This is a genomic window from Nocardioides kongjuensis, from assembly GCF_013409625.1.
In the GTDB taxonomy this organism is placed as follows: domain Bacteria; phylum Actinomycetota; class Actinomycetes; order Propionibacteriales; family Nocardioidaceae; genus Nocardioides; species Nocardioides kongjuensis.
Genome location: NZ_JACCBF010000001.1, coordinates 1,548,911 through 1,563,699, shown reverse-complemented (window position 1 = coordinate 1,563,699; position 14,789 = coordinate 1,548,911). Strand labels below are relative to the sequence as shown.

The 14,789-nt window shown below is 71.9% G+C and carries 13 protein-coding genes; 6 read left to right on the top strand and 7 right to left on the bottom strand.

Features of this window, described 5'->3' with window-relative positions; translation table 11 throughout:
• The first annotated feature begins 42 nt into the window (after window positions 1-42).
• From BJ958_RS07565 to BJ958_RS07555, 3 genes are read left to right on the top strand one after another with little or no spacing between them, the layout of a single operon-like run.
• Window positions 43-1,686 carry an AMP-binding protein gene (locus BJ958_RS07565; RefSeq protein ID WP_179726281.1) on the top strand — a complete coding sequence of 548 codons (1,644 nt, stop codon included), beginning with the start codon at window positions 43-45 and terminating at the stop codon, window positions 1,684-1,686.
• Window positions 1,686-2,792, top strand: coding sequence for an NAD(P)H-dependent flavin oxidoreductase (locus tag BJ958_RS07560; protein ID WP_179726280.1), 1,107 nt, complete (start codon window positions 1,686-1,688; stop codon window positions 2,790-2,792). The genes BJ958_RS07565 and BJ958_RS07560 overlap by 1 nt, the downstream gene beginning before the upstream one ends.
• Before the next feature lie 47 nt (window positions 2,793-2,839).
• Complete coding sequence (locus BJ958_RS07555; RefSeq protein ID WP_179726279.1) at window positions 2,840-3,340, top strand: hypothetical protein; 501 nt, start codon at window positions 2,840-2,842, stop codon at window positions 3,338-3,340.
• A gap of 15 nt (window positions 3,341-3,355) precedes the next feature.
• Here the strand turns inward: BJ958_RS07555 and BJ958_RS07550 are convergent, their stop codons facing one another.
• The 3 genes from BJ958_RS07550 to BJ958_RS07540 all read right to left on the bottom strand — a co-directional run bounded on the left by BJ958_RS07550 (window position 3,356) and on the right by BJ958_RS07540 (window position 6,779).
• Entirely contained in the window at window positions 3,356-4,195 is an 840-nt protein-coding gene (locus BJ958_RS07550) for a transglutaminase N-terminal domain-containing protein (RefSeq protein ID WP_179726278.1), read from the bottom strand.
• A gap of 65 nt (window positions 4,196-4,260) precedes the next feature.
• Complete coding sequence (locus BJ958_RS07545) at window positions 4,261-5,187, bottom strand: alpha-E domain-containing protein (RefSeq protein WP_179726277.1); 927 nt, start codon at window positions 5,185-5,187, stop codon at window positions 4,261-4,263.
• Window positions 5,181-6,779 carry a circularly permuted type 2 ATP-grasp protein gene (locus BJ958_RS07540; protein WP_179726276.1) on the bottom strand — a complete coding sequence of 533 codons (1,599 nt, stop codon included), beginning with the start codon at window positions 6,777-6,779 and terminating at the stop codon, window positions 5,181-5,183. The genes BJ958_RS07545 and BJ958_RS07540 overlap by 7 nt, the downstream gene beginning before the upstream one ends.
• Window positions 6,780-6,880: 101 nt before the next feature.
• On the opposite strand from BJ958_RS07540, the gene BJ958_RS07535 reads away from it, so the two are divergent.
• Complete coding sequence (locus BJ958_RS07535; RefSeq protein ID WP_179726275.1) at window positions 6,881-7,534, top strand: SDR family oxidoreductase; 654 nt, start codon at window positions 6,881-6,883, stop codon at window positions 7,532-7,534.
• A 15-nt stretch (window positions 7,535-7,549) separates the two neighbouring features.
• Here BJ958_RS07535 and BJ958_RS07530 read toward each other — a convergent pair whose 3' ends face one another.
• Window positions 7,550-8,188: a maleylpyruvate isomerase N-terminal domain-containing protein gene (locus tag BJ958_RS07530; RefSeq protein ID WP_179726274.1), complete on the bottom strand. Its 639-nt coding sequence runs from the start codon at window positions 8,186-8,188 to the stop codon at window positions 7,550-7,552.
• 104 nt (window positions 8,189-8,292) lie between these two features.
• Between BJ958_RS07530 and BJ958_RS07525 the strand changes: the two genes are divergently transcribed.
• Window positions 8,293-9,798, top strand: coding sequence for an LVIVD repeat-containing protein (locus BJ958_RS07525; RefSeq protein WP_179726273.1), 1,506 nt, complete (start codon window positions 8,293-8,295; stop codon window positions 9,796-9,798).
• Here BJ958_RS07525 and BJ958_RS07520 read toward each other — a convergent pair whose 3' ends face one another.
• Genes BJ958_RS07520 through BJ958_RS07510 form a run of 3 tightly spaced genes read right to left on the bottom strand, consistent with a single transcriptional unit; the run spans window position 9,799 to window position 13,570 of the window.
• Window positions 9,799-11,358: an AMP-binding protein gene (locus tag BJ958_RS07520; protein ID WP_179726272.1), complete on the bottom strand. Its 1,560-nt coding sequence runs from the start codon at window positions 11,356-11,358 to the stop codon at window positions 9,799-9,801.
• Window positions 11,355-12,368 (bottom strand): acyl-CoA dehydrogenase family protein, encoded by a 1,014-nt coding sequence (locus BJ958_RS07515; protein ID WP_179726271.1) that lies wholly within the window; start codon window positions 12,366-12,368, stop codon window positions 11,355-11,357. Before BJ958_RS07515 ends, BJ958_RS07520 begins: the two co-directional genes overlap by 4 nt.
• An 11-nt stretch (window positions 12,369-12,379) precedes the next feature.
• Entirely contained in the window at window positions 12,380-13,570 is a 1,191-nt protein-coding gene (locus BJ958_RS07510; RefSeq protein ID WP_179726270.1) for an acyl-CoA dehydrogenase family protein, read from the bottom strand.
• Between the two features lie 72 nt (window positions 13,571-13,642).
• On the opposite strand from BJ958_RS07510, the gene BJ958_RS07505 reads away from it, so the two are divergent.
• Window positions 13,643-14,785, top strand: a complete 1,143-nt coding sequence (locus BJ958_RS07505; RefSeq protein ID WP_179726269.1) for a 3-ketosteroid-9-alpha-monooxygenase, oxygenase component — start codon at window positions 13,643-13,645, stop codon at window positions 14,783-14,785.
• Window positions 14,786-14,789: the final 4 nt, after the last annotated feature.

Genomic DNA, 14,789 nt, shown 5'->3' with positions numbered 1-14,789 from the left:
CAACGCTAGCGAAAAAGTGAAACGTGTTCTACTGTCGGCCTCGTGGCCCTGAACATCGCCGATCTCTTCGAACACGCCGTCGACGCCGTTCCCGACAAGCCCGCCGTCCAGGTGGGAGACGACGTCATCTCCTTCGCCGAGCTGGAAGCCGAGTCCAACAAGCTCGCGCACTACCTGCAGGCGCAGGGCATCGGGACGGGCGACCACGTCGGCCTGTACGCGAAGAACAGCATCGAGCACGTCATCGCGCTGATCGGGATCCTCAAGGTCCGCGCGGTCGCCATCAACGTCAACTACCGCTACGTCGCCGGTGAGCTCGAGTACCTCTTCGACAACGCCGACCTGGTCGGCCTGGTCCACGACCGGGTCTACGCCCCGCTGGTCGCCGAGGTCGCGCCGAGGTTCCCCGACCTGCGGACCATCATCGCGGTGCCCAACCCGCTCGAGCCCGGCGACGCGAGCGACCTGTCGTCCTTCGGCGGCGTCACCCTCGAGGACGCGCTCGCCGGCCAGTCCGACGCCCGTGACTTCGGTCCCCGCAGCGCCGACGACATCCACATCATCTACACCGGCGGCACCACCGGCTTCCCGAAGGGCGTCATGTGGCGCCACGAGGACTTCTGGCGGGTGCTCGGCGGCGGCATCGACTTCATGACCGCCGAGCCGCTCGAGGAGTACGACCAGTCGAAGAAGGCGTTGCAGGACAGCCTCGTCACGCTGCCGCTGAGCCCGCTCATGCACGGCGGCGCGCAGGCCTCGCTGCTCATGCACCTGTTCGCCGGCCAGGTCACCATCCTGGAGCCGAAGTTCGACCCGGTCCGCACCTGGGAGCTCGTCGACAAGCACGGCGTGCAGATGCTGTTCATGACCGGTGACGCCATGGCGGTACCGCTGATCGACGCCTACGAGGCCGGCGGGTACGACGGCCAGACCCTGTTCGCCATCGCCTCCAGCGCCGCGATCTTCTCCAAGTCGGTGAAGGAGCGCTGGATGAAGCACTTCCCCAACGCCGTCTTCACCGACTCGGTCGGCTCCTCGGAGACCGGCTTCCAGGGCACCGGTCTGCAGGACGCCAGCGCGCTCTCGACCGACGGCCCGGTCGTGTCGATCCCGCCGACCACCGTGATCCTCGGCGACGACAACCAGCTGCTCGACCCGGTCAGGGACGTCGGCAAGATCGGCCGCACCGCCCGCTCGGGCAACGTCCCGGTCGGCTACTACAAGGACCCGGAGAAGTCGGCGAAGACCTTCGTCGAGATCGACGGGGTGCGCTACTCGATCCCCGGCGACAACGCCCGGATCGAGGAGGGCAACCGGATCACGCTGCTCGGTCGCGGCTCCAACTGCATCAACACCGGCGGCGAGAAGGTCTACCCGGAGGAGGTCGAGCAGGCGATCAAGGCGCACCCCGGCGTGTACGACGTCCTGGTGGTCGGGCTGCCCGACGAGAAGTACGGCCAGACCGTCGCCGCCGTTGTCGAGCCCCGCCCCGGCCACCAGGTCGAGCTCGAGGACCTGCGCACCTTCCTGCGTGCGCACCTGTCCGGCTACAAGCTGCCCCGCGCGCTGACGATCGTCGAGGAGATCCCGCGCAACGCCACGGGCAAGGCCCAGTACCCGCGGGCCAAGGAGCTCGCCCTGGCCGCCCGCGAGCAGCACAACGAGAACGAAGGAGCGAACGCCTGATGCACACCGCCCTGTGCGATGCCTTCGGCATCGAGTACCCGATCTTCGCCTTCACCCCGTCCGAGCACGTCGCGGCCGCGGTCTCGCGAGCCGGAGGCCTGGGCGTGCTGGGATGCGTCCGGTTCAACGACACCGACGAGCTCGACCGCGTCCTGACCTGGATGGACGAGAACACCGACGGCAAGCCCTACGGCGTCGACGTGGTCATGCCGATGAAGATCCCCACCGAGGGCACCTCGGCCGACCTGTCGTCGTACATCCCCGAGGACCACAAGAAGTTCGTCGACGAGACCCTCCTCAAGCTCGGCGTCCCGCCGCTTCCGGAGGGCGAGGGGCGGGAGGGCGTCCTCGGCTGGCTGCACTCCGTCGCCCGCTCCCACGTCGACGTCGCGCTGCAGCACCGCCCGGTGCTCATCGCCAACGCGCTCGGCTCGCCGCCGGTCGACGTGATCGAGCAGTGCCACGAGGCCGGGCTCAAGGTCGCGGCGCTGGCCGGGGCGCCGAAGCACGCGCTGAGCCACGTCGCCAACGGCGTCGACATCATCATCGCCCAGGGCTACGAGGCCGGTGGTCACACCGGCGAGATCGCCAGCATGGTCCTGACTCCCGACATCGTCGACGCCGTCGGCCCGGACGTACCGGTCCTCGGTGCCGGTGGCATCGGCTCCGGCCGGCAGATCGCTGCTTCGCTGGCCCTCGGCGCGCAGGGCGTGTGGACCGGCTCGATCTGGCTCGGCACCGAGGAGTACCGCAACCTCGCCGGCAACAAGGGCTGGGAGACCGCATTCCTGCGGGCCACCTCGTCCGACACGGTGCGCACCCGGATCTACACCGGCAAGCCGGCCCGCCTGCTCAAGACCAGGTGGACGGAGGCCTGGTCGGAGGAGGGGGCGCCCGCGCCGCTGCCGATGCCGCTGCAGAACCTCCTCGTCGCCGACGCCCACAACCGGATCAACGCGTCCGGCGACCCCGACGTGATCTCCATGCCGATCGGTCAGATCGTCGGCCGGATGAACGAGGTCCGCCCGGTCGCCGAGGTCGTCGCCGACCTGGTCGCCGAGTTCGAGGCGACCGTCAAGAAGCTCGACGGCATCGCCGGGATCTGAGGCCGCGTACTCAACCGCAGCCGAGCACGGGTGCGCAGGATCGGGGCATGACCCCGCTCCTGCGCACTCGTGCCCTCATCGCTCTCACCCTCGCACCCGCCGTCACCGCCCTGGGCGCCTGCGGCAACGCCGTCTCCGCTGACGTCATCGGTACGACGGCCGTCACCCTCGACGAGGACGGCCGCCCGGTCGCGGTCGTCCGGGTGTGCGACGGCGAGGTCGACACGATCCAGCTCTCCGGCGACCGCACCGGGCTGGCCGACGACGAGCCGAACCCGGTCATCGGGACCTGGCGGGCCACGAGCGGGCGTGACGGGACCGTCGAGCTCGTCCTCGGTGGCGCCAACGCCGGCTGGAACGGGCCGGAGGCGCTCACGCTCGCCGACGACCGGACGTACGTGGTCACCGCAGCTCGCTCCGGCGCGGACGCCGAGGCCACGCAGGTCTCCTTCAGCCCGGCCCAGCTCGCGTCGCTTGCTCCCGGCCAGGTCGTCGTCCGCGACGGCGACGTCGTGGCGCGCACCGACCTCGACGAGTGCGCGGGGTAGTCCGGGGCTGTCGGCTCAGGCGAGCCGGGTGATCCGGACGTCGACGAACATCCGCGACGTACCGGCCCCGGTGTAGATGCCGCTCAGCGGACGGACGTCGGCGTAGTCGCGGCCGGCTGCGACGACCACGTGCCGCTCTCCCGGGGGGAGGTCGTTGGTGGGGTCGAAGGCGTGCCAGCCGTCGGCCCACCACTCCAGCCAGGCGTGCGACTCGCCGTGCGTCTCCTCGCCCACGACGGGATCCGGGTTCGGCAGCAGGTAGCCGGAGACGTACCGGCACGGGACGCCCGCTGCTCGCAGAGCCCCGATCGCGAGGTGCGCGATGTCCTGGCACACGCCGCTGCGCTGCCGCCACGCGGTCGCCGCCTCGGCGTGCACGTCGGTGGAGCCGGGCCGGTACTCGACCTCGTCGTGGACGAGACGGAACACCTCCTCGGCCACGTCGGCCGGGGTCGCTCCGTCGGCCACGAGCGCCGCGGTCCGACCGGTGAGGTCCTCGGGCGGCCGGACCCGGTCGCTCAGCGTGAGGAACTCCGTGAGGTCGTCGTCCCCGACGGCCAGGTCGTCCCAGGTCGTCGCCACGGCGCCGGCACGGACCGGGGCCGGCTCGGTGCGGACCACCGAGGTCGCGGTCACCGTGAGCTCGCGGTGCGGTGCGAGCACCTCGAAGGCCGTCACCATCGTGCCCCAGTAGTCCCGGTAGGACTGTGCCCACGGGTGCGGTGCCACCTCGACGGCCGAGTGGGTGACGGTCTGGTGGGCGGCGCTCTGCGGGGTCATCCGGGCCTCGTTGTACGACGCGCTGACCAGGCCGTCGTACTCGAAGCCGGTCACGTGGTCGATGTGCAGCTGCACGGTCGGTTCCTCACGGTCGGTTCGTCACGGTCGGTTCGTCACGGGCGGTGGGACACGGGGGCGGGTCACTGTCGGTGTCCGTGCCAGGCGAGCGCCTCGGACCCCGCGAAGAAGTGGCGGGTGATGGCGTCGGTCGCTGCGGCGCAGGCGCGCTGGAACCGGTCCATCGCCCCGGGAAGGTCCTCGAGCAGGTCGGTGACCGAGCGGTACTCCAGCTCGGAGCGGGCCCGCCCCAGGATCCGGCGCGCGTCGCCGTCGACGTCGCTGCGGTGGGCAGTCGCCTCCAGGTCGCTCAGGCAGCGCTCGGCGCTGGTGACGGCGTAGGCGACCGCGCCCGGGAAGAGGCGGTCCAGCAGCAGGAACTCGACGACCTCGCGATCGGTCTCCAGGCCCCGCCGCGCCCGGAGGAACGCCTCGTGGGCGCCGCAGGCCCGCAGTGTGCTGGTCCAGGCGTGGCCGGGGGACAGCGCCGCGCTGGCGAGCAGCCGGGCGGTCATGTCGGCCCGTTCGAGGGTGCGGCCGAGGACGAAGAACTGCCACCCCTCGTCGCGGGTCATCGTGGCGTCCGCGGTGCCGTTGATCAGCGCCGCCTGGTCGCGCACCCAGCGCAGCCCGCGGTCGCGGCGCATCGCCCGGAACGCGCCGGAGTCGATGGCCAGGTAGGTCCGGTTGATGGCGACCCACAGCGGCTCGGACAACGTCTCACGGGCCCGGCTGGCACTCTCGCGGGCCGCCTGCAGGCAGGCCGCGATCGACTCCGGCGAGGACTGGTCGTGGGCCAGGAGGTCGATCAGCCGGGCGATGTCGAGCTCGTCGCCGGGCGGTGGCTCCGCGCCCATGATCGAGAGCACCGCACGGCAGGTCGTCGACTCGTTGGACGTCGGGTCCTCGAGGACCAGCTGGGTCTGCACGTCGAGGATCCGCGCGGTGTCGTCCGCGCGCTCGATGTAGCGCCCGATCCAGAAGAGCGACTCCGCGATCCGGCTCAGCACGACGCCTCCCCGGGCAGCGGACCGGCCTGCTGCTGCTGCTCCTGCTGTGCCTGCCGGCCGGTGAGGTCGCTGAGTGCCGGCCCAGCGACCTGGGGCGTCGGCTCCGCCGGCGCCGTGCCGCTGTGGGGAACGGCGCGCTCGGTCGAGCCGTCACGGGTCCGGCCGGCCAGCACCCAGGTGTCCTTGGACCCGCCGCCGCGCGAGGAGTTCACGATCAGCTCACCCTCCGGCAGCGCGACCCGGGTCAGCCCGCCCGGCAGCACCCACACCCGGTCGCCGTCGTTGACCGCGAACGGCCGCAGATCGACGTGACGTGGGCGCATCGCGCCGTCGGCGTAGGTGGGGACGGTCGACAGGCTGACCACCGGCTGGGCGATCCACGCCCGGGGCCGGGAGCAGATGTCGGCGCGCAGCTGGTCGAGCTCGACGCGGGAGGCGGCCGGCCCGATCACGATGCCCTTGCCGCCCGAGCCGTCCACCGGCTTGAGCACGAGCTCGCCGAGGCGGTCCAGCACCTCCTCGCGCGCGGTCTCGTCGGCGAGGCGCCAGGTGTCGACGTTGGGGAGCAGCGGCTCCTCGGCCAGGTAGTAGCGGATCAGGTCGGGCACGTAGGTGTAGATGAGCTTGTCGTCGGCGATGCCGTTGCCGATCGCGTTGGCCAGGGTCACGTTGCCGGCTCGTGCGGCATTGACCAGGCCGGGGCAGCCGAGCATCGAGTCGGCCCGGAACTGCACGGGGTCCAGGAACTCGTCGTCCACCCGCCGGTAGATGACGTGCACCGGCTCCAGGCCCCTGGTGCTGCGCATCAGCACCCGGCCGCGGCGGCACTCGAGGTCGCGGCCCTCGACCAGCTCCACCCCCATGGTCCGCGCCAGCAACGCGTGCTCGAAGTAGGCGCTGTTGTGGACGCCGGGGGTCAGCACCACGACGGTCGGGTCCGTGACGCCGGCCGGTGCCGCCGCGCGGAGGGCTGCGAGCAGGGCCTGCGGGTAGCCCGCGACCGGCCGGATCCGGTGGGCGGACATCGCCTCCGGCAGCACCGCGCCGATCGCCCGTCGGTTCGTCATCACGTAGGAGACGCCGGACGGGACCCGCACGTTGTCCTCCAGCACGAGGAACCGGCCCTGCTCGTCGCGGATCAGGTCGATGCCCGCGACGTGGCAGCGGACCCCGTTGACGGGCGCGATCCCGGCCGCCTCCCGGTTGAACGCGCCCGAGGACACGACGGCGCTGCGGGGGACGACGCCGTCGGCGAAGACCCGGCCGACGCCGTACGCGTCGGCCAGGAACGCCTCGAGGGCGCGCACCCGCTGCTGCACGCCGGCATCGATCCGGTGCCAGGCGTCCGCGCTGATGATCCTCGGCAGGATGTCGATCGGGAACGCTCGCTCCTCGCCGCCGATGTCGAAGGTGACGCCCTGGTCGAGGTACGACGCCGCGAGCGTGTCGATCCGCGAGCGCAGGTCGGTGCCGTCGAGCGCGTCGAGCGAGGCCTGCAACGCGTCGTACTCGGGGCGCACCCCGGTCCCGTCGTGCATCTCGTCGTACGCGGCCGCCCCGTGGTCGGGGGCCCAGCCCACCGCCGTTGTCATGGCCGCACGCTAGGAAGGTGACGTCACGGCAGTGTTTCGCGACGGTGACGCTCCGGCACCGATCCCGGGGTCCGTACCGGGTGCGGCACTAGGTTGGTGCCATGACTCGCAACGTGCTGATCGCCGGAGCCGGCCCCGGGGTGAGCGGCTCGCTCGCCCGCCTCTACGCCGCAGAGGGCGGCTCGGTCGGCCTGCTCGGCGCCGAGGAGGACGTGCTGACGCAGCTGCGCAGCGAGGTCGAGGCCGCCGGCGCCGTCGCCGGGTCGGCGGTCGTCGACCTCACCGACGACGCGGCCACCCGTGCTGCGGTGACGAGGATGGGGGAGCACGTCGGGCACCTCGACGTCGTGCACTTCAACCCGTCGGCGTACCGCGAGAAGGATCCGCTGAGCCTGACTCCCGACGAGCTGCTCGAGGACGTCCGGCTCGGCGTCGGCGCGCTGCTGTCGCTCGTCCAGGCTGCCCGTCCGTTCATGGGCCCGGGCGGCCGGATCACCGTCACCGGCAGCATGGCGGCCGACTCGCCGTGGTTCGGCGCCGCCTCGCTGGGCGTGCAGAAGGCCGGGGTGCAGAACCTCGTCCGCAGCATCGACGCCACCTTGAAGGGCGACGGCATCCGCGCGGTCTCGGTGACCGTGCGCGGCCTGCTCAAGAAGGAGGGCCCGTTCGCCCCCGACAACGTCGCGCGGGCGCTGCGGGTCGCGATCGACCAGGACGAGGCCGACTGGAGCGCGGAGATCCCCTACACCGGGTGAGGACCTCCGTGCGCCTCAGAAGGCCGAGACGCTCTCGGGCGCCCGCTGCGGCCGGCTGAGCGCCCGCACGACGGCGGCCTGCCCGTGGCGACGCACCGCGACGCCGCTGAGCAGGGCGAGGACGTCGGCGACGACGTCGTCCGGGAACTCCGGGGTGTCGAGGCCGACGCTGCTCGCGAGGTCGTCGGCGTGCACGACGATCTCCATCGCCCGGGTCACCAGGAAGTCGCCGGTGCTGAGCGACCAGCCCTGCCAGGGGATCCGGACCTGGTCCGGGATCCGGTGGTGGTGCTCCCGGAGCAGCGCGGGCAGGCGCTCGAGTGCTGCCGTGCCGTGGGCGATCACGTCGTCGGGGCCGGCCGCGGCGGCAGCATCGGCACCTTCACGCACGGACACGTTCACCTCGTCGTCGGGTGCTGCCTCGACCCAGGCCGCGCGGGCGTAGTGCTCGAGCAGCGGGATCGCAGGCTCCGCGACCGGCTCCAGCTCGAGCAGGCGCACCGTGTTGCCGGCCTGCTGGACGAGGTGGTGCGCCAGTCCGCCCACCGTCATGCCGGCGCACGAGCTCTCCTCGAACCAACCGGCCTTGACCTCGGTGGTCGAGGCGAGGTCGAGGGCGATCCGGGCGGCGTCGACGAAGGAGGCGTGGTCCATACCCGCAGGCTAGCGACGACGACCACGCGGTGCTCGACGGAGCCGCTGGTGCCGTGCGAGGGTGGGCGCACTCGGCGGCCGGGGGCCGTCGTACCGACGACGACATGGGGGTCGCCATGGTGCACGAGGACGCGATCGACCGCGCGGACCGAGGGCCGCGGGCCCTACGCCGGCTGGGGCTCGCCGCGGTCGCGGCCACGCTGGTGCTCGCGGGCGCGGTGGCGACGGCCGGGTCGTCGCAGGCCGACCTGTCCCTGGGCGGTGTGCCGAGGGCGACGTGCGCCGACGGCGACCTGCCGGAGACCGCGCAGCAGGGTCGCGTCCCGGCCGCCGACTACGCCTCGGGCCGGGCGGCCCAGGGCTACCGCTGCAACACCGTCGAGGTCGGGCACCACGGCAAGCGCTCCCAGCTCGGCTCGGGCGGCTACAAGGTGCAGCGCTACACCGACGTCACCGGCCGCACCTGCGCCTACTACGACTCGGCGATGATGGTCGGCCTCAACCTGCCGGGGCTGCTGACCGGCGGTGCCGGCCTCGGCGTCGTCGTGCTCGACATGACCGACCCGGCGCACCCGGTCAGGACGGCCAACCTGGTCACGCCGGCGATGCTCCAGCCGCACGAGTCGCTGCTGGTCAACCAGGAGCGCGGCCTGGTCGCGGCGGTCATGGGAACCCTGGCCACGGCGCCGGGCGTCCTCGACGTGTACGACGCCAGCCAGGACTGCCGTCACCCGCGGCTGATGTCGACGACCCTGTCCGGCGTGATGGGCCACGAGAGCGGGTTCGCTCCCGACGGGAAGACCTTCTGGACCGCCGGAGCCGCGGGCTTCACGCTCACGGCGATCGACCTGGCCGACCCGCGGCGACCGCGGGTGCTGAAGACGAGGACCGGCGTCGTCTACCACGGGCTGCGCCTGTCCGACGACGGCCGCACCATGTACGTCGCCAACATCGGCAGCCCCAGCATCCTGACCGGCGGCCTGCTCGAGGGCGCCGGCCTCGACGTCCTCGACGTGTCCGACGTCCAGGACCGGCGCGCGAACCCCGCGATCCGCACCCTCTCCCGGCTGAGCTGGGACGAGTCCTCGATCCCGCAGGTCGCCGAGCCGTTCACCCGCGACGGGCGACAGTACGTCCTCGAGGTCGACGAGTTCAGCGACCTGTTCGGCGACTTCTCGCGGATCAACTCGCCGAGGAGCCCGGTCGGTGCGGCCCGGATCATCGACGTGACCGACCCGCGGGCGCCGTACGTCGTGTCGAACGTCCGCCTCGAGGTCCACGACCCGCTGCTGCGCGCCGACGTGATGGACGACCCGGGAGCGCGGATGATCGTGCGCAGCTACACCGGCCACTACTGCTCCCTGCCGACGCGCGACGAGCCGCGGATCGCCGGCTGCTCGATGATCGGCTCCGGCCTGCGGCTCTTCGACATCTCGGACCTGGCGCACCCCCGCGAGGTCGGCTACTTCAACGAGCCCGGTCCCAACGGCGGCGCCGCGCTGTCGCAGCCCGCCTGGGACGTCGAGCACCGGCAGGTCTGGTACACCGACCTGGACGAGGGCTTCTTCGCCGTCGGGCTGCAGGGGCCGGCGGCCGCGCTGCTGCCCTGATCAGGCGTACGACGTCCCGCGCTCCGCACGCACCCACACCGCCGGGTCGTCGGGGTCGATGCCGGCGGCGGCGAGGGCACGCTTGACCACCTTGTTGGTCGCCGTGCGGGGCAGCTCGTCGACGACCCGGACGAACCGCGGCCAGGCCTTCGCCGACAGGTCGTCCTGGGCGGCCAGGAAGTCCTCCAGGGCCTGGGGCGAGAGCGGGCCGCGCAGCAGCAGCGCGCACGCGACCTGGTCGCCCACCCGCGGGTCGGGGACGGCGTACACGGCTGCCTCGCCGATCGACGGGTGCCGCAGCAGGACCCGCTCGATCGGGGCGGTGGCGAGGTTCTCGCCGTCGACGCGCAGCCAGTCGCCGGACCGGCCGGCGAAGTAGACCCAGCCGTCGGCGTCGCGGTAGGCGAGGTCGCCGGACCAGTACATGCCGCCGCGCATCCGCTCGGCCTCGGCCGCGTCGTCCCTGTAGTAGCCGGCGAACGCCCCGGCGCCGGTGGTGTTCACGAGCTCGCCGATCGCCTCCTCGGCGTTGCTGAGCCGCCCGGTGGCGTCGAACACGGCGTCGCGCGTCCGCTCCCCGGTCTCGGGCGAACGGACCTCGACGCCGGGCAGCGGCATGCCGAGGCTGCCGGCGGGCATGTCGGGGCGGCGCTGGACGATGACGGCGTTCTCGGTGGAGGAGTACGAGTCGACCACCTCGCAGCCGAAGCGCTCGGCGAAGGTCGCGATGTCGGCCTCGTTGGCCTCGTTGCCGAACACCAGCCGCAACGGGTTGTCGGCGTCGTCCGGCTGCTCCTCGGTGGCGAGGACGTAGGTGAGCGGCTTGCCGACGTAGGTGGCGTACGTCGCACCGAAGTCGCGTACGTCGGGCAGGAAGCCGCGCGCCGAGAAGCCGGCGACGGCGAACGTGGCGCCGGTGGTCAGGGCCGGCGCCCAGCCCGCCATCACCGCGTTGGAGTGGAACATCGGCATCGAGACGTAGTGCACGTCGTGGCTCGTCAGTCCCAGCCGACCGACGAGGTGCGTGCCGGGGCCGGTGATTTTGGCGTGGGTGATCCGCACGGCCTTGGGGGAGCCGCTCGTGCCACTGGTGAAGATCAGCATGAACAGCGAGTCCGGCGTCGGCGGGCTCGGCGGGCTCGGCGGGCTCGACCGGCTCGCGGGGTCCTCGACGGTGTCGGTCTCGGTGTCGGTCTCGGTGTCGGTGGCGGTGAGCGCAGCGAGGGCCGGGTCGGGGGAGTCCACCACGAGCTGGCAGTCGGCCTTCACGACGTCGGCCTCGAGGGCCGCGCCGCGGCGGGTCGCGTTGAGGCCGACCAGGACGTGGCCGCCGAGGCCGGCGGCCGCGAGGTGCAGGGCGAAGGCGGGTCCGTTGGGCAGCAGCACGCCGACGTGAGGTGGCCGTCCGGGCGACAGCCGGGTCTCGAGGGACGCGGCGAGGCGAGCGGCCGCGGCGACGTACTGCCGCCAGGAGATCTCCTGGACGGAACCTGCTTCCCGCCAGCGCAGCGCCGGCCGGTCGTCGTCCGAGCGGGCGAGAAGCAGGTCCCGGACCGTCATGCGAAGCTGCGGCCGATCGCCAGCGCCTGCTCGGTGGCACCGCCGAAGAGGAACTCGAACCGCTTGCCGCTGGTGAAGTACCGGTGCGCCTCGCCGTCGAGGTCGATGCCGACGCCGCCGTGCACGTGGACGGTGGTGTGCGCGATCCGGTGGCCCGCGTCGGCGGCCCACAGCTTCGCGGTCGCCACCTCGGTCGCGGCCGGCAGGCCCTCCTCGAGGCGCCAGATCGCCTGCCACAGGGTCAGGCGCTGGCCGAGCACGTCGATGAACCCGTCGGCCAGGCGCTGCGAGACCGCTTGGAAGGTGCCGATCGGGCGGCCGAACTGCTCGCGGGTCTTGGCGTACTCCGAGGTCAGGCGCAGCGCACCCTCGGTGACGCCGAGCTGCTCGGCGGCGGCCAGCGCGACGAGGAGCTGGCCGAGGCGCTCGAGTGCCTCGGCTCCGCCGATCCGGGTGCCGGCGGCGTTCGTGAAGGTGATCAGCGCGGCGACGTCGCCGTCGCTGGTCTTCTGCGCGACCCGCTCGACCCCGTCGGCCGTGGCGTCGACGAGGTGGACGCCCACGCCGTCGGGACCGGTCGCGGTGACGAGCAGCGCGTCGGCGGCCATCCCGGCGCGGACCAGGGTCTTGGTGCCGGTCAGCGCACCGTCGGCGCTGGCGCGCACCGTCGGCGCGGCAGGCAGGTGCGCGCGCTCCTCGGCGACGGCAGCGGCGTACAGGCCCCGGTCGGCAGGCAGGCCCGCACCGGTCAGCAGGCTCGCGCAGGCCGCGTGGGTCGCCAGCGGCACGGGCGCGACGCGCTTGCCGACCTCGACCAGCACGCGCGCGAGCATGACCAGGTCCAGCTCGGCCCAGTCGAAGGCGTCGCCCAGCGTCGCCCAGAGCTCACGGTCGAACCGGTCGCCGCCGGCCTCGACCTCCTTGAGGCGCTCGTTGCTCGTCTTGTCGGCGAGGATCTGCGCCGCCAGCTCGGCGGCCTCGTCCTGCTCGGGGGTGAAGAGAAAGTCCATGGCGGTGCTCCTCAGGCTCGCTTGGCGGCGGGCAGGCCGAGGCCGACGTACCCGATGATGTCGCGCTGGATCTCGTTGGTGCCGCCGCCGAAGGTCATGACCAGCGACGAGCGGTGGAACCGCTCGAGACGGCCGGCGAGCACGGCGCCGGGGGAGTCGCCGGTGACCCCGGCGTGCGGGCCGACGACCTCCATCAGCGAGCGGTAGACCTCGGTCGCGAGCTCGGAGCCGTAGATCTTGGTGGCCGACGCCTCCGCCGGCGAGAGCGGCACGCCGTGGTCGGCGTCCGCGGCGAGCTTCCAGTTGATCAGGGTCAGCGCCTCGATCCGGGCGTGCGCCCGGCCGAGCGCGATCTGCACCCACTCGGTGTCGATGACGCGGGTGCCGTCGGGGTTGCGGGTCTCGCGCGCCCAGTCCTTGACCAGGGTCAGCGAGTGCTGCAGCGGAGCGGCCGAGGTCAGCGCGACCCGCTCGTGGTTGAGCTGGTTGGTCATCAGCGCCCAGCCGCCGCCGCGCTCGCTGACCAGGTTGGAGGCGGGGACCCGGACGTCGGAGTAGTACGTGGCCGACGTGCCGACCCCGGCGACGGTGTGGACCGGCGTGTACGACACGCCGGGCGCGTCGGCCGGCACGAGGATCATCGACAGCCCCTTGTGGCGCGGGGCGTCGGGCTCGGTGCGGCACGCCATCCAGAGCCAGTCGGCGTACTGGATGAGCGAGGTCCACATCTTCTGCCCGTTGATGACCCACTCGTCGCCCTCGAGCGTCGCCTTCGTCCTCAGCGAGGCGAGGTCGGTGCCGGAGCCGGGCTCCGAGTAGCCGATCGAGAAGTGCAGCTCACCGGCGAGGATCTTCGGGAGGAAGTACTCCTTCTGCTCCTCGCTGCCGAAGCGCATGATCGTGGGGCCGACGGTGTTGAGCGTCAGGTACGGGATCGGCACCCCCGCGATCGCGGCGACGTCGGTGAAGATCAGCTGCTCGACCATGGAGCGGGCCTGGCCGCCGTACTCCTTGGGCCAGCCGATCCCGAGCCAGCCGTCCTTGCCGATCTGACGGATGACGTCCTTGTAGACGCCCGCCTCGCCGAACTCGCCGGTGGCGGACGCCAGTCCGGCGCGGATCTCGGGGGTGACGAGCTGGGCGAAGTACTCGCGGAGCTCGTCGCGAAGAGCCACCTGCTGGGGCTCCAGGTCGATGTGCATCGGGTCTCCTGTGACGGGGCTCGGGACGGCCGGTTGTTGTCAGCCTAACGGCAAAACTGTAACGTGTTCTACATGAGCGACACCCGACTTCTCGACCAGGGGACCCAGCCGATCCGCTTCGCGCGTGGATGGCACTGCCTGGGCCTGGCCTCGGACTTCGCCGACGGCAAGCCCCACGCGATCCACGGGTTCGGGACCAAGCTCGTGGTGTGGCAGGGCGCGAGCGGTGAGCTCAACGTGCTCGACGGCTACTGCCGCCACATGGGCGGCGACCTGACCCAGGGCGAGGTCAAGGGCGACCACATCGCGTGCCCCTTCCACGACTGGCGCTGGGGCGGCGACGGCAAGTGCAAGGAGATCCCGTACGCGCGGCGCGTCCCCCTCCGGGCCCGCACCCAGCGCTACGAGACCGTCGTGCGCAACGGCCAGCTGCTCATCTGGCACGACCCGGAGGGCTCCGCGGCCGACCACGACATCCTGCCGCCCGAGCTGCCCGAGGTGATGACGGACAAGTACACCCCGTGGTCGTGGAACACCAAGGAGATCAACGGCTCGCACTGTCGTGAGCTGATCGACAACGTCGCCGACATGGCGCACTTCTACTACGTGCACTTCGCGTTCCCGACCAGCTTCCGCAACATCTTCGACGGGCACACCGCGACCCAGTTCATGGAGTCGAAGGGCCGCCCGGACACGATGGGGGGCGGGTACGGCGACGAGAACTCGACCCTCAAGTCGGTCGCGACCTACTACGGGCCGTCGTACATGATCAACTGGCTCGAGGTGGACTACAAGGGGTTCATCACCGAGGTCATCCTCATCAACTGCCACATCCCGACCGGCCCCGACTCGTTCCTGCTGCAGTACGGCATCACCGTCAAGAAGCCCGAGGGTCTCGACGAGAAGACCTGCGCCTACATCGCGGAGCGCTACACCGAGTCCTTCGGCGACGGCTTCCTGCAGGACGTGGCGATCTGGGAGAACAAGGTCGCCGTCCAGAACCCGCTGCTGTGCGAGGAGGACGGTCCGGTCTACCAGCTGCGTCGCTGGTACGAGCAGTTCTACGTCGACGTCGCCGACATCGCGCCCGAGATGACCGACCGCTTCGAGTTCGAGGTCGACACCACCAAGGCCAACGAGTACTGGCACGCCGAGGTCGCCGAGAACCTCGCCAAGCGGGCGGCCACCGAGGCCGCCGCGCCCGCGGACGCCTGAGCAC